Below are 15,562 nucleotides of genomic sequence, written 5' to 3'. Positions count from 1 at the left end.
CAACGGAAGTTTTTTTATTCAGTAAGAAATTAATTAAGAGAAAAGAGTAGTATTTTCTTTTTCCCATTCACTGTACCACTGGCGAATTTCGTCACTCACTTTAATTCCCATGTCAGCACAAATAGTAGTAAAGGTATTGTATTGGGTTTTTACCAAATTAATTTCTTTTAATTGACTGTAAAGCTTTAATAATGAAAAGTGTGCCATTTCATGGTCCGATTTTGTGTTAACTATACGTTGGAGCCAAGTAATTGCATTATGGATCTTTCCTTTTTCTTGATACCACATGGCGATATTCCATGCATAATTAAGCCATAATTGCTCCAAACGAAATCTATCTGACTCAGCCCAGACATAATTGTATGTTTCTAGGTAAGCGTGTTTATATAACTTCATTGTTTTCTCGAAAGTATCGCTATTTTCATTAGTTAATGGTAGTAGTTGTTTCATTCTTTTTTCCCATTCAAAAAGGTCAACTTTTGTATTTGTTAATAGCAATTGATAGTAATCATTTTTGTTATCAATCTGAATATAATTCTTGAATTCCGCCAGACTTTTTCGAATATGATAAATAGTTGTATAGAGCTGAGCGAAGGGATCTTTGCTTTCTGGCCAAAATAACTCAACCAGCTCTGCTTTATGAATCGATTTTCCCCGATGGTGTAATAAGTATAGAAGTAATTCTCTAGATTTCTTTGTACGCCATTTGATTGATATTGTTTGTTGACTTAATTCAAAAGATAATTCGTGACTAACGTTAATAATAAGTTCTTCTTCGGTGGGAGCTTCCATTTTTCTTTTTGATTCATTTTGGAAAATTCTATCTATTGTTTTCTTTAATCGATCAGCTTTTATTGGTTTCAGTAAGTAATCTAATGCATCTAATTCAAATGCTTTAATCGCAAATTCATCATAAGCAGTTACGAAAACTATTGATATAGAAGGATTTATAGCTGTTATTTTTTCGGCTAAGTCTAATCCATTATTATTGGGCATGTCTATATCTAAGAACACGATATTAGTATTTTGTAAAAGTTCTGCTGATTGAGTTACATCAAACTCAGTAAAACACCCAATAATATTAACTGTAGTAAACTTTTTAAGTTGATGAGATAGCAAATCCAATGCTAAATGTTCGTCGTCAACCAAAATTGCTTGCATAAAGATTACCACCTTTCCAATAAATTAAATAATTATTCCAATAATTATATCATATTAAGTGAAAAAATGGCGTTCTTATGTATAGTTTTTGTACAGATTTTTGATGTGTAAAGAATTTGTATAGTTAATTTTAATATAGTTTCATTGATTGTCTAGAACAAATAAAAGGGAATGTTTGGATGGAAACTTGAAAAAAGAGTTGATTCAGCATTTATGAAAAATCATTACATTTAGATTTTAATACTACATAAATCAATACTTTTATTGTGGTGAAAGTAGAAATTGCTACTTGCTAGGATCATTAATTATTAAAAGAGAGGGGAAAATGCAGTGAAAAAGAATGCAAGTTTATTTTTGGTATTTCTAATTCTATTGCAAACCATTACTTCTAGTGTTGTTTCTCCACAAATAACACAAGCAAAAGAAATGGAAGGTACTATTTTTAAAGAAGTAACTGTGATGGATGGAGAGGAAGGACAATTTTTACAGGTTAATTGGTCTATTGTTGATCAACTAGTAGAAGCAAATGATTCATATACTTTGGAAGCACCAATAGATATAGAACCAAATAATGGTGCAGTCACGTATGAAAGAACAGATATTGGAAACTATGAAACAAAAAATAATATGATTACTTTTACATTTAATGAAGAAGTAATTAAAAACCCAGATGCACACGGCGTATTAGATCTTAAGGTTGTTGGTTCTAGTCAAGATCAACAAAACGACGGTGTAGAAACGTCTGAAGAGGACAAATCGACACAAAATAAAGATCTAAATGTTACGAAAGAATCAAGGGATAGCGATTTAGAAAAAAATAAAAAAGTGACAGAGGTAGTGAAGACTCAAGTTACGAATCAAGTAATCAGTGAAAGTATTATTGATGATGTAACTCTGAAAATTCAAAAGAAAGATAGTGAACCTCAAATTGTTAATCCAAATGAGGTTATTAATGTTGTAGCGCCATTTGAAGAATTTAAAGCAATATTTAACTACGAATTTTCATTACCAGATAATCATTCCTATACGGGTGGATCGAGTTATACTATAGATTTACCGGAATTCTTAACGGTATCACCCAATCCCGATCCTATACCGCTCACAAATGAGTTGGGAGTAGAGTTTGGCAGCTTTGTTGTAACAAATGATAATAAGATTGTAATCACTTTTAACGAAGAAATAGAAAATAACTCCAATGTAGTTGGGTGGATCGAGTTAGAGTCACTCTTTGATGAACACTTTGCCGAAGAAGCTGATCAACAAATTTCTATCCCGGTCAAAGGAGAGGGATCGATTGATTTTCCTGTTCGTTTTCAGCCATCTGTAAATGGAATTGATAAGCGTGTACAGAATGTAGATCGTCCTTATAATACGGAAACAATAACTTGGGAAGTAGATTTTAATAAAAGTTTAGAAGATATTCAGAATGGTATATTAAAAGACAACTTAAGTGCTGGACAGTCTTTTGTACCTGGTTCGTTAAAAGTTTATAAGCTGACAATGAATGCGGATGGTACAGTTGCAAGTGTTGGAGAAGAGATTACGGACCATACATTTGGTGATCAATTCGACTTACAACTTGGGAATATTTCTGATGCATATCGTATTGTATATGATACTGCTGTTGATCCGGATGATACTGCAACAAAGTATAAGAACACAGCACTGTTATCAGGCGATAACTTAGAAGAAATATCTGCTACAGCTAGCCAAACAGTGAAGCGTGGTAAGCCCCTTGAAAAATCGAACAGTAATTATAATGGGGTAGAACAAACGATTGATTGGGAAATTAAATATAATTTCAACCAAAAGAACATTCAACAAGCAAATGCACATATTAAAGATATTTTTGGTCAAAATCAAGAGTTAAAAGGTGATGTGGCTGTTTACTATGCTTCCATTGATCCAAATACCGGTGAGGCGACAAAAGGAGACCCTGTTCCTGCTGGTAATTATACGTTTACTCCTGTTCAGGAAAACGTAGATAGTGAGTTGCGAAACGGTTTCAAAATTAATATGAATAGTGATATTGAGGGACAGCCGTTTATTATTGATTATCAAACAACTGTAAGTGATCGAGTAGAAAGTGATTTCAGCGTAACGAATAAAGTAGTAGATGGTAACAATAATGAAGTGACTAGTACCGGTAATATTAAGCAAGGGGTTTTAATTAAAACGGGAAAAGCCGCTGATTATAAGGCGAAAACAAAAGATTGGTCGATTTCGCTTAACAAAGATCAGTATGAAATGAATAACCTTATTATTGAGGACACGATGCCTGATGGTTTTACACCTCGAGTAGACGATATCGTTATCAAACATGGTGGCACTCTGCTGTCAAATGCGGAATATGAAGCAACATTTGATCAAGCATCTAAAGCTTTTAAAATAACTTTCTTAACGCAAATAACAAAACGTGTTGATATTAGTTATACGACAGATATAGATTTTGACGTCGCTGGTTATGGTGCTTCATACAAGAATATTGTGGATGCTACTTGGCAAACAACAGACAATATTGATCAAACACAGACAGGAAGCGCTACGTTTGATCCTGGTAGTTATACAAAGGAAAATGGTTTTAAAGGCGGAACGTATAATGTTGTCAACAAGACAGTTACTTGGGAAATTGGCATAAACTATAATGACACAACACTTGTAAACCCAGTAGTGCGTGATATCATTGAGAAAAACCAAAACTTTGATATCAATACGGTCAAAGTGTATGCAATGAATCGCGGGTCAGAAGCTAATTCCTTTACACGAGGAGAAGAGATTGACTCAAGTCAGTACGATATTATAGAAGTTGTAGAAAATGGCCAACCAGGTTTTGAAGTGCATTTCAAAAACACTATAACCGAAGCATATCTTATCGAATTTGAAACTGATTTGAACGGTGAAATGGTAGAAGGTACGTATAATAACACTGCAACAATCAAAGATGATACAGGTCAGCAATTTGATTTAACTGGAACGGTGTCACCGCATGAGGGTGGTACGTTAGTTGACAAGTCAGCTAATCAAAATAATGACAATCCTCGTATTGTCAATTGGACAGTAGATATTAATTTTTCACAATCTAAAGTGAATGATGTTGAGATTACGGATACTTTAGGTGTAAATCAATCACTATATCCAGACTCTTTTGTTATTTATGGTACAAAAGTAGAGAATAATAAAATTGTAAAAGATCTATCAACGAAGCTAAGTGAAGGAACAGACTATACAATTGAATACACACAAACAGAAGACCAACGTGATCGTTTTGTTCTTGAATTTGTTAATTCTGTAGAAAAAGGCTATGTACTTGAATATGATTCGCGAATCATGTTTGTTGATGACACGAATAAAAACATAACGAATGAGATTAAGTTGGGTGGTATTACAGCAGAAGGATTTAAGCACTCTGACTCTGTAAACAAAGCAATAGATATGAGTAGTATTGGTGGAGGAATTGATGGTAATGTTGGTAGTTTAATAGTTACCAAAGTGAATAAAGATGATTCTTCAGAAAAATTATCAGGAGCAACATTTGAATTATGGAATGCAGATAATACAGAATTTATTAAGAAAGAGACGACAGGTGCAGATGGTACGGTAACTTTTAATAAACTAATTTACGGAGACTATATATTAAAAGAAACCAATGCTCCAGAAGGTTATGTTGTCGGTATCAATGATCAGCAAATAGTAAAAGTAGACGCTGATACGATTAACGAAACAATAACCAATGCCAAAATCATTCGTGATGTAGAGCTAATAAAAACAGACGCAGAGACTGGAGAGGCTTTACAAGGGGTAATCTTTGAATTGCAAGATGAGAATGATGAAGTTGTTCCTGGATATGAAAGTCTGGAAACAGATGAAAACGGGAAAATTAAAATTTCAAATCTTGAACCAGGAAACTATCGTTTTGTCGAAACTAAACCATTGTTCGGTTACGAAAACATGGATAAATCCGTTTCGTTCACTATTGAAACGGATCAAACAAAAGTATTAGAAAAAACAGCAAAAAATAATATTATTTTAGGCTCTGTTGAGCTAACAAAAGTAGATGCAGATAACAATAATGCACCACTGGCAGGGGCTGAATTTAACCTCGTCGATGATCAAGGCAATAATGTTATACGTGATAAAAGTGATATATTCACAACAAATGAACATGGGAAAATTGTTGTAAATGATCTAAGACCAGGAACATATAAATTCATTGAAACGAAAGCACCTGAACACTATCAACTAGACAGTACACCAATTGAAGTAGTGGTCGTAAAAGGGCAAACAGAAACTGCTACTAAAGTAGCAAACAATAAATTGATTACTGGATCCGTTCGGTTAGAAAAGCTAGGTGAAGATGGAAAGCCTCTAGAGGGGGTTACATTTGAGATACAAGATCAAGAAGGTAATACCATTTTTGATAATTTAAAAACAAACAAAGATGGAAAGCTTGAAAAGGTTGGACTAAGCCCAGGAAAGTACCAGTTTGTTGAGACGGCTTCTATACCAGGTTATGAGTTAAATCCAGACGTGAAAAAATTTGAAATTGTTAAAAGTCAAACAGAATCACAAATTTCAACAATTGATTTTACGAATGAATTGACACCTGGATCGGTTCAGTTAACAAAAGTTGGAGAAGAAGAAGAAACTCTAGAAGGTGCGGTATTTAAATTAGTTAATGATACAGGCGAAGATCTGCAAACTGGTTTAACAACAAATGAAAATGGCGTAATAGTAGTTAATAATCTAAAGCCAGGCGATTATCAGTTTATTGAAACGAAAGCGCCATTTGGCCATGATCTAGATCAAAAGCCGGTGGACTTCACTATTGAATTTAATCAACAAGAAATAAAAGAAGTTTCAAAAGTAAATGAGCGTTCGGTGAGTTCTGTTGAGTTAACAAAAATCGGGGAAGGTGGAGATGCTTTAGCCGGTGTAACTTTTGATTTGCTTTCGGATAAGGGAGAAGAGGTTGAAACTGGTTTAACAACAAATGATGAAGGAAAAATAGTTGTGAACAACTTAAAACCTGGTAGCTATCAATTTGTTGAAAAAGCTTCAATTCCTGGTTATCAATTAGATGAGATACCTACTTCATTTAAGATTGAATTAGGGCAAACGGAAAGTACTTTAGTTGAAATTACAAATGAATGGACAACGGGTTCTGCTTCTTTAACTAAGTTCGGTGAAGAAGGAGAAACATTAGAAGGTGCAGTTTACCAATTAACAGATGAAGAAGGAAATGAGCTTGCTAAAGACTTAGTAACCAATGAAGCTGGGGTTCTCGTTATCGATGAACTTAAACCAGGCAATTATCAGCTGATTGAGACGACGGCGCCGTTTGGTCATGAACTAGATGCGACACCATTACCATTTACCATTGCATTTAATCAACAAGAAGTATTAGAGCTTGAACATGAAAACGCACGTTCAACAAATGCAGTCGAGGTAATGAAAAAAGGAGAAGATGGTGTACCGTTGGAGGGTGTAGTATTTGATTTGGTTGACGCGGAAGGAACCGTCTTACAAGCAGATATTAGAACTGACAAAAATGGTAGATTTTCTATTTCCAAATTAAAGCCAGGCGATTATCAGCTTGTGGAAATAAAAACAGTTAATGGTTATGTATTAAATGAAGAGCCAGTCTCATTTGAGATTGAGTTAGGGCAAACAGATCCAACATTAATTGAAATTACAAATGAGTTATCCACTGGTTCTGTCCGTATAACGAAAGTAAATATGAATGGAGAGGTGCTAGCAGGAGCGGTGTTTGAGTTGCGAAATAGTGATGGTGAAACATTACAGCGCGACTTAACAACAAACAGTGACGGAGAGCTTACAATAACTGATTTAAAACCAGGTAAATATCAACTGGTAGAAACAAAAGCACCGTCTGGTTATCAATTAGATGAAACGCCTATTCCATTTACTATTGAAAAGGGACAAAAAGAAATCTTAGAACTTGAAGTGCAAAATAAAAAAATACCTGAATCTAATGAATTACCAAACACAGCCACAAATATGTTCAACTTTATGTTAATTGGGTTGGTCATGTTGCTATTAAGTTTTGCGATTTACATGGTTGCTAATCGTAGAACGAAAAAAGAATAGTCATTAAAAAACAACCGTCTGTATAACGTCTACAGACGGTTGTTTGCATTATTTATTAGAATTTTTAGGGATGGAAAAGCTAATTGTTGTTCCTTTATTCAGTTCACTCACAATGATCAATTCTTGATTATATAGCTGCTTCAACCTTCGATTCGTGTTAGAAACGCCTAGTCCCTCTGAAGTATTGTAATCTAATATTTGCTTCACATATTCTTTATCCATTCCGACCCCATTATCGCTAATGCTTACTGAATAATGGTCATTATTTTCTGTAATTGTAATAGACACTGTCCCATCACTTCGATGGTTTAAGATCCCATGATTAATCGCATTCTCGACAAGCGGTTGAATCGTTAATGGAGGGATAAGTCCTTCTAAATCTGTTGGAACATCCCAAACGACATTTAGCTTTTGAAAGCGTGTCTCCATTATGTTTGCATATGACTTTGCAAGTGAAAGTTCTTCGTTCATTGACACTAGTTCCGAACTGTTGGAAAAATGAAAGCTTCGTCTTAGAAAATCGGTAAATGATTCAAGTAAGTCTATCATTCTGCTTTGATCAATCTCACTAAGGGAGATAATAGCGTTTAAAGTATTAAATAGAAAATGTGGCTGCATTTGCGCTTGATACCAAGCAGCTTCTGTTTGTAATTGCTTGTTTACTGAATTTTTTAGCATAATTAAAGCATCTATTCGGGCTTCTAATTCTACATAGTTTACGGGTTTTGTTATATAATCATTTGCTCCTACTTGAAAGCCATGTTCAATGTCTTCGATTTCATGTAATGCGGTTAGTAATAATATGGGTAACTGTGAGATTGTATATTGTTCTCTAATTTTTTCTGTTAACTCATAACCTGACATGGCAGGCATCATAATATCTGAAATAACTAAATCGAATGTTTGTCCTTTCAAATTTTCTAAAGCTTTCTTTCCATCTACAGCTGTAACAACATCATATTTATTTTCTAATAAATAGGTTAGTGTGTGTAGATTAATATGATCATCATCGACAATTAAGATTCGTCCTAAGAACTTAATAGCAGCCCTTTTTCTTGTTAGCACATTTTCTTGAAAGTTAAAGCTAGAGATTATTTCCTCATTCCCTTGATTTACCTCTGTTAAGGAGTATGGAGATACAGGCAAGGTAAATATTACTGAAGTACCCTTGCCAAGTGTTGACTCAATCTTAATACTACCATTGTTTAATTTAATTAACTCCTTACATAGATACAAGCCCAAGCCGATTCCACTTGTGGTAAAGGAACGTTCATTAGATGTTTCATAAGGCTTAAATAATTTGCTTAGCTTTTCGTCGCTAATTCCGATTCCTGTGTCTTGAATAGTAATGTAAGCTATGCCTTCCTTTATATCGGATGATACATAAATAGAACCTTCTTCAGTATATTTCACTGCATTATCAAGTAGGTTGAAAAAAATACGAGTGATTAAAATTTCATCTGCATAAACACAAGGAAAATTTTCTCTATTGTCTACATGGATCGTAACGTTTTTAGCTGCAGCTTGGTATTTGATCAGCCCAATTGTGCTAGTTGCCACCCGATACAGATCCACATTTATTCTATTAATTTTTATTTTGTTTTCTTTAATTCTCGAAATGTTTAGCATGTCGTTCAATGTGTGTGTGAGCTGATTTCCTGTATTTATAAGTGCTTTTAGCTTTTCTTTTTCTTCGCTAGTCATATGATTAGATTCTCTTAATAGTACTTGAGCAATATTAATAATTGCATAAAGTGGGTTTCTAATTTCATGAGATGTATGTGCTAAAAAGGCATCTTTTTTCTTATCTTGGTGTTGTAATTCAATTTTTTGTTCTTTATTCGTACGCATCATAACTATCTGTTGCTTAAATAACCATAGGGTAATGAATACAACAACTAGTAAGAAATCGAACGGGTAATAAGGTATTGTGGCAATATCCATCTTAATAAGGAAGCCCCAAACCGAATTCGATGTATAACTACATATAAATAATAAGATAAAGATACTACCTTCTTTTCCAATTAAGATATAACGGAAAGATTGAATAAATAGATAAATTGTTGCAATTGCATAAAAAGGAAAAATAATCAAACCTAAATATGTGTATAGGTGAAAGGGAGCAAACACGATACCTAATACAATTAAAATATAAGTAATAGTGAAAAAATGAAAAGACCGATGTGTAATGGCATATATTTTTTTTACAAATAGAAGTAACGCCATTAGTGTGTTAATAAAAATTAATAACAGTAGTTTATATGAAATTTCCATAGGTATGGGTAGTTGAACTACTACATTATCATCTATTAAGTTCCCAGTTCCATAGAAGAGTAACATTAAACCATAATAGATAATGGCGGTACGGAACTCGCCTTTACCTATAATTAATAAGATAATTGCATACACCGCATGTAAAAAAATCATGATACTAATAATTGCTTGTAAAGTAGCTGATTCATTGTGATGCTTAAAAACGTCTTCTTCTAATCCAAAGGTAACGGGTTCGGTTAATCCTTTGAAAAAAGGAATGTTGAAATTTGATAGATGAATAACGACATCAAGAGTCTGTTCCTCGGTGTAGAAGTTTCCAAAAAACGGACCTCTATCCGTAATGTTAGCTACTGGCGAACGTGATGGCTCATTTATACTACTGACTAGTTCTCCATTTATAAACACATTCGCTGCTGCGATTGCATTGCTAACACGTATACCATAGATGTTTGAATCTCGATTAGGTAAATTTATTTGTAATCGATAGGTTCCGTATCCATAAGCTAATTGTTCTTCATCAGTACTTAGTTGATACTCCCAATTACTTGGTACAGAAGAATATATGGATTCTGCCACATAATTTCCTGTCTCTTTTGGTGTGAGAAATGTATTAGGGTAATACTCCCAATCTCCATTTAAAGCAACAACCCCATGATCTGAAAAAGACCAATCAGTTAGATCTAATACACCGTTTTGTATTTCTGGCGTACTTGGTAATTTGTGAGAATAAATCCACCCTACTCTTGCTGCAGATAACACAACCATGACTATGAGAATAAATAATATAATTGTTTTTTTAGAATTTTTTTTGTTAGCCATTCCATACTCCTTGTTGTGTAGTAGTACATCTAGTATGCAATAGATTAACAGGAGCAACAAGATAAATTTACTTTAGTATGTGCTTTTAATCATCACCTTACATTAGTTGTGCTCAACCTTTTCCACCAATGCTTCCGTATTATTCATTCCCGGAGGCAGAAAGGTCTTTTATTTGGTATATTTCAAAGCCTTGTCCCATATAGTGAAGCATAGGCTTCGGTTTGGGAGGGAAATAAATGAATCAAATTACCAAAGTAGCGCTATGGGTTAGTGGTGCCATTTTATTAGTTATCCTTATTCAATATCCAATTCAAAAGACTACTGATTCTTGGGATTCCTGGTCTTTACCATTGGCGGGTCAGGTCATTGTCTTAGATCCGGGTCATGGTGGTGTGGACGGTGGGGCAGAGGGTAGTGATGATACAAAAGAAAAGGAAATTGCCTTAGAAGTCACGAATAAACTAAGGGATTATTTACAGCAATCAGGTGCTTTAGTTTATATGACAAGAGAAAGTGATCGAGATTTAGCTAGCGAGAGCACTAACGGTTTATCCAAACGTAAAACCGAGGATTTAAAGCAAAGGGTTGCTTTTATTAAAGAAAAAGGGCCTGATTTTTTTCTTAGTATTCATTTAAATGCGGTGCCTTCTTCGCGTTGGAGTGGTGCGCAGACTTTTTATTATCCATCATTAAAAGAAAGTGAACATTTATCAAAAGCGTTACAGTATGAGATAAAACGTAACTTAGAGAATACGAATAGAGAAGCTTTGGCGATTAATGGCGTTTATTTATTAAAATATTCGGAAGTTCCTGGTGCTTTAGTTGAACTTGGCTTTTTATCCAACACACATGAACGAGATTTATTAAAATCAACAGATTATCAATCAAAAATGGCTGCAAGCTTATATGAAGGTATTTTACGTTATGTGACAGAAGAAGCGGAATAGAAAGAGTTGCTTTAATATCCAACGTATTTGATCAAAATATGCTATACTACTTCTAACAAATTTTGTTGAACTAAGAAGGAAGGTGTCATTTTGCTTACAAAAGAAGAGGTAGTAGAACGGTTAAATGAAGTAAAGGATCCTTTTTTACATAAAACTTTAGCAGAAACAGATGGCTTAGTCGAAGTAATTGTTAAAGAAGAAAAGCAGCACGTCAGCGTAAAGATAGCAATTGCTAAGTTAAATACGGCCGAACAAATGCAATTGCAGCAAGAAATCGTTAATATATTAAAGCAAGCAGGTGTACCAACTGTTGGTTTACGATTTACTCAATTACCAGAGGAAGTATTGGAAAAATTTCAAGCGGCCACTGATAGTGGAAAACAAACATTGTTAAGCGGCCGTTCAAAAACGAAATTTTTAGCGATAGCAAGCGGTAAAGGCGGGGTTGGAAAATCTACTGTTACTGTGAATACAGCAGTCGCCCTTGCAAGATTGGGTAAGAAAGTTGGAATAATTGACGCGGATATTTATGGGTTTAGTATACCAGATATGATGGGTGTAACGAATCGTCCTAGATTAAAGGGAAACCGAATCGTTCCAGTAGAGCGATATGGTGTACAGATGATTTCGATGGGTTTCTTTGTAGAGGATAATTCTCCTGTCGTATGGAGAGGACCTCGTCTTGGTAAAATGCTAAAAAGCTTTTTTACCGAAGTGGAATGGGATGAATTGGATTATTTATTATTGGATTTGCCTCCGGGAACGGGTGACATGGCGTTATCTGTACATAATTTGATTCCATCATCAAAAGAGTTAATTGTGACTACTCCACATCCTACTGCAGCATTTGTAGCGGCTAGGGCAGGACAAATGGCGATAAATACAAATCATGAAATAATCGGCGTAGTTGAGAATATGTCTTATTTTGAAAGTAAGGTTACTGGTGAACGTGAGTATGTATTTGGGCAAGGTGGCGGTAAGAAACTAGCGGAAGAACTAGAAACTGAACTTCTTGCACAATTGCCTTTAGCACAACCCTATGAAGAAGAAGGTTCTCATGCTTCTATTTATCAAGAGAATCATCCAATAGCAAATGCTTATGAAGAAATTGCTTCCTACGTGATTGAGCACTTTTAATAGTATATATGATATGTTGAGTGTAAAACCTGCAAAGTAGACTTTTTTAAGAAAGCTATTTTTCAGGTTTTTTTGTTATAAAAATCCAAAAACATATTTAACTTTTATATTACATATAGTAAAATATAGGTAATTAGAATTTTCCGAAAAATAACGGGGTGTGATATGCGTAATGGAAGATAGAAACGAAGGAAAAGAGATGGGGAACAAAAAGTTCTCTTTACGGTTCGTTTTACTCGGCATAGGGCTAGTTGTCCTGTTGCTTATTGTTGGTTTCTTCTTATTAAGTAAAAATCAAGAGCAACAAGAAGTGATTGAGCATGTGTTGACTGCACAATTTTCAGAGGTCGATCCCGAATTAATTCGTTTACTAGAATCAACAGAAAATATTAGTGTTATCGGTAATAACGAGAACTTTACACCCAAAGAAGACAAAGAACTAGAGCAATACCTGGAGCAAGAATATAAACCGTATTTAACCGAAGCGGTGTATGAAAAATATATTACAGCATATTTTTTACCTTTCAAAGCATTTTCGTACTACGCTAATGTTAACTTTGAAATAAAAGATTTGGTTCTCAAAAAGAGCGATCATGCTGATGGTACCTATCGATTTACTATTCATTTATCTTACGCAGAACAAGAGGAACTAGAAGTTTTAGGTCTTGTTAATGTAAATGAGGAAAATAAAATTAGTTATTTAGAATTTACACAAGACGCTGGTCTTTTTGAGTCGATAGACCGTTAATTCTGAGTGCATATGAAAAACACAGCCTTTTATATGTAAAGGTCTGTGTTTTTTATATGGGAGTGGATGCATTACCCACTCTGCTCATTTGATTGTTCGGGTTTCTGACTGTTTTCCCCTCCAGAATCGGAGGAATCTTTTTGTTCTGCTTGGTCGGAACCAGCTTGATCAGATTTCATTTCTTGCGCGGCTTTTAAAATCACATCGGTCATTTCAGCTTTAAATAAAGGGGAGTTCATCGTTTCCTGGATTGTTTTTTCTAAGTGCTCGCGAAATTTCTGTCCCTTTAAGGTTGTTACTATCTGTTGCTCCATTTCAGGGTTAGCTAATAGCTCCATCATCTTTCCTTGATATTCCGAATCGCTCATTAATCCCTTTTGAATCTCTTTTTGTTGCTCCATTAATGATTCAGAAAATCCTTTGATAAATTTAGGATCAGCAAACATCTTATCCCAAAAAGCTTTTCCTTCTTCAGACGACAAAGCTTTTGTGACAGCTTCCTTTACGATATTTGATTCAATAACATACGTTTTTTGCATTTCTTCGTCTGCCAGCACATCTGTAATGGCTTTTTTTCCTTCATCTGTTTTTAAAATATCTGTAACCATTTTTTTAGTGGTATCATATGTTTCTTGATTTCCGCCGGATTGTTCACCACCGCCATTACATCCGGAGAGAAGAAGTAAGCAACTACATATAATGATATATAATTTTTTCATTTCGTTGTTTCCTTTCTTCTTTCTTTCTTATTGTTTAATATGATGAAAAATCGCTTTTTTTATGTATGAAAAAGAAGGAATGAGAAAGGATATTGTTTACATAGGATTAATCTGCTACTTCTTTATTTTTTGCTTTTGCGTGTGAGATTAGCTCTGAAATGGTTACAAAAGATAAGCCTTTTTCTTTTAAAGTAGGTAAGATAGTCTCTAAAGCTTTTGGTGTTTGCTTTACTGAGTCAGATGCATGCAATAAAATAATATCGCCGTTATCGGTATTTTTGAGAACGTGATCAACAATTGCTTCTTCACCTGGGTTTTTCCAGTCATTGGGGTTGACGTTCCATTGAATCACATCGTATCCCTGGCTCTCCACAAGCTTCATCACATCATCATTCAAGTGTCCACTAGGTGTGCGAAGTAGAGTCAAGTCAGCATAACCTAATGAAGAAAAGACATCTCGTGCTTTTGCCAAATCTTTTCTAACCTGTTCAATTTCTTGAGTGACATAGCTTTTATATCGATAACCCATCATGCCAATCTCATGTCCGTCTGCTTCAATTTTTTCTACTAAGTCAGGATGATGCTCAGCCCATTCGCCGACTAAAAAGAAAGTAGTTGTAACGTTGTGTTCTTTTAATACCTTTAATGTAGGCTCGACCATTTCTGTTCCCCAACTAATATTGAAGGTTAGTGCAATGGAAGAATCTTTAGGATTCCCTTGACTTAATGCAGCCGGGTTCTCTTTATTGGAGAAAACAGAAAAATCACTTTCCGATTCAATCCAGATAAATAAAGCGGTACACAAAGACAACAATAATAATAATGCGATCGATTTAGTTTTTTTAAGTTTAAATACAAAAAAGTGTGTCATTATACGAGCTCCTTTTCGTGGACTTGCTATATTGTATGAATTAATTTTTTCATTATGATTAAAAAAGGTTTAATGATAGATAAAAAAGAGAATTATAAAAAGTAAGTTATCAAAGTTAAGAGTCATGATAGGCTATGAGGAAATGAGGCGTGCATATGTTAGGTATGTTAATAAATAATGTAGAAAAAAATGAAATAGAGTATTTAATCAAACGGGAATTAGAAGAACTGCTATTTGATATGGAAGATAATCGTTTAGATAAATTAGTAAGAACAGCAATGTTCGATCGATATAAAGTATTATTTAACCTGTTTCGCCGTGTAGCTAATGAGGAAGAAATAATGAAATATATACCGGCAAATACAAAGCATATGAATTAAGAGTTTTTTTGTTATAATGTAAAAAAACTTATTGCAAAATGTATTTTCCTATGCTATATTATGTCTTGTTGTCAAAACAAATCGAACAAAATAAATAATGATTTTATTTTTTGAAATATGTTATTGACACTTATTTAAAAGCGTGATATATTATATTTCGTCGTCAAAACAGACGGCACAAAATTGATCTTTGAAAACTGAACAAAACAACCAATATGTTAAGAAGTAACATGCTAGTCAAGTAATGAGTGAGCATTAAGCGCACTTCATAATTTTATGGAGAGTTTGATCTTGGCTCAGGACGAACGCTGGCGGCGTGCCTAATACATGCAAGTCGAGCGCGGGAAGCAAACAATCACCCTTCGGGGTGTGCGTTTGTGGAACGAGCGGCGGACGGG

At 34.4% G+C, this 15,562-nt stretch carries 9 protein-coding genes and 1 rRNA gene; 6 read left to right on the top strand and 4 right to left on the bottom strand.

The genetic code is table 11. The annotated features are described in order from the left end of the window. Positions 1-33: 33 nt before the first annotated feature. Entirely contained in the window at positions 34-1,161 is a 1,128-nt protein-coding gene (locus HP569_RS10585; RefSeq protein ID WP_182201149.1) for a response regulator, read from the bottom strand. Between the two features lie 330 nt (positions 1,162-1,491). Here HP569_RS10585 and HP569_RS10580 point away from each other — a divergent pair, with 330 nt between their 5' ends. Beyond that, a complete protein-coding gene (locus tag HP569_RS10580; protein ID WP_182201148.1) occupies positions 1,492-7,269 on the top strand; it encodes a SpaA isopeptide-forming pilin-related protein in 5,778 nt (1,925 codons plus the stop codon). Between the two features lie 48 nt (positions 7,270-7,317). Here the strand turns inward: HP569_RS10580 and HP569_RS10575 are convergent, their stop codons facing one another. Next, positions 7,318-10,362 carry a hybrid sensor histidine kinase/response regulator gene (locus HP569_RS10575; RefSeq protein WP_182201147.1) on the bottom strand — a complete coding sequence of 1,015 codons (3,045 nt, stop codon included), beginning with the start codon at positions 10,360-10,362 and terminating at the stop codon, positions 7,318-7,320. A gap of 236 nt (positions 10,363-10,598) precedes the next feature. On the opposite strand from HP569_RS10575, the gene cwlD reads away from it, so the two are divergent. The 3 genes from cwlD (at position 10,599) to HP569_RS10560 (ending at position 13,194) form a co-directional block, all read left to right on the top strand. Next, positions 10,599-11,309 carry an N-acetylmuramoyl-L-alanine amidase CwlD gene (gene cwlD / locus HP569_RS10570; RefSeq protein ID WP_182201146.1) on the top strand — a complete coding sequence of 237 codons (711 nt, stop codon included), beginning with the start codon at positions 10,599-10,601 and terminating at the stop codon, positions 11,307-11,309. 90 nt (positions 11,310-11,399) lie between these two features. Continuing rightward, positions 11,400-12,446 (top strand): P-loop NTPase, encoded by a 1,047-nt coding sequence (locus HP569_RS10565; protein ID WP_182201145.1) that lies wholly within the window; start codon positions 11,400-11,402, stop codon positions 12,444-12,446. Between the two features lie 172 nt (positions 12,447-12,618). Beyond that, positions 12,619-13,194: a hypothetical protein gene (locus tag HP569_RS10560; RefSeq protein ID WP_182201144.1), complete on the top strand. Its 576-nt coding sequence runs from the start codon at positions 12,619-12,621 to the stop codon at positions 13,192-13,194. Positions 13,195-13,265: 71 nt separating this feature from the next. Here HP569_RS10560 and gerD read toward each other — a convergent pair whose 3' ends face one another. Both gerD and pdaB read right to left on the bottom strand, forming a co-directional pair. After that, positions 13,266-13,913: a spore germination lipoprotein GerD gene (gerD, locus tag HP569_RS10555; protein WP_182201143.1), complete on the bottom strand. Its 648-nt coding sequence runs from the start codon at positions 13,911-13,913 to the stop codon at positions 13,266-13,268. Between the two features lie 106 nt (positions 13,914-14,019). Next, the gene (pdaB, locus tag HP569_RS10550) at positions 14,020-14,784 is read right to left on the bottom strand and encodes a polysaccharide deacetylase family sporulation protein PdaB (protein ID WP_182201142.1); all 765 of its coding nucleotides are present in this window, start codon (positions 14,782-14,784) and stop codon (positions 14,020-14,022) included. Positions 14,785-14,939: 155 nt separating this feature from the next. On the opposite strand from pdaB, the gene HP569_RS10545 reads away from it, so the two are divergent. Continuing rightward, positions 14,940-15,164, top strand: coding sequence for a hypothetical protein (locus HP569_RS10545; protein WP_182201141.1), 225 nt, complete (start codon positions 14,940-14,942; stop codon positions 15,162-15,164). A gap of 273 nt (positions 15,165-15,437) precedes the next feature. Further along, positions 15,438-15,562, top strand: a 16S ribosomal RNA gene (locus HP569_RS10540); the annotation flags it as partial.

The organism is Paraliobacillus salinarum (assembly GCF_014083865.1).
Taxonomy (GTDB): Bacteria; Bacillota; Bacilli; order Bacillales; family Amphibacillaceae; genus Paraliobacillus; species Paraliobacillus salinarum.
The sequence above is the reverse complement of the archived record's forward strand: the minus strand, read 5'-3'. Positions and strand labels throughout refer to the sequence as shown.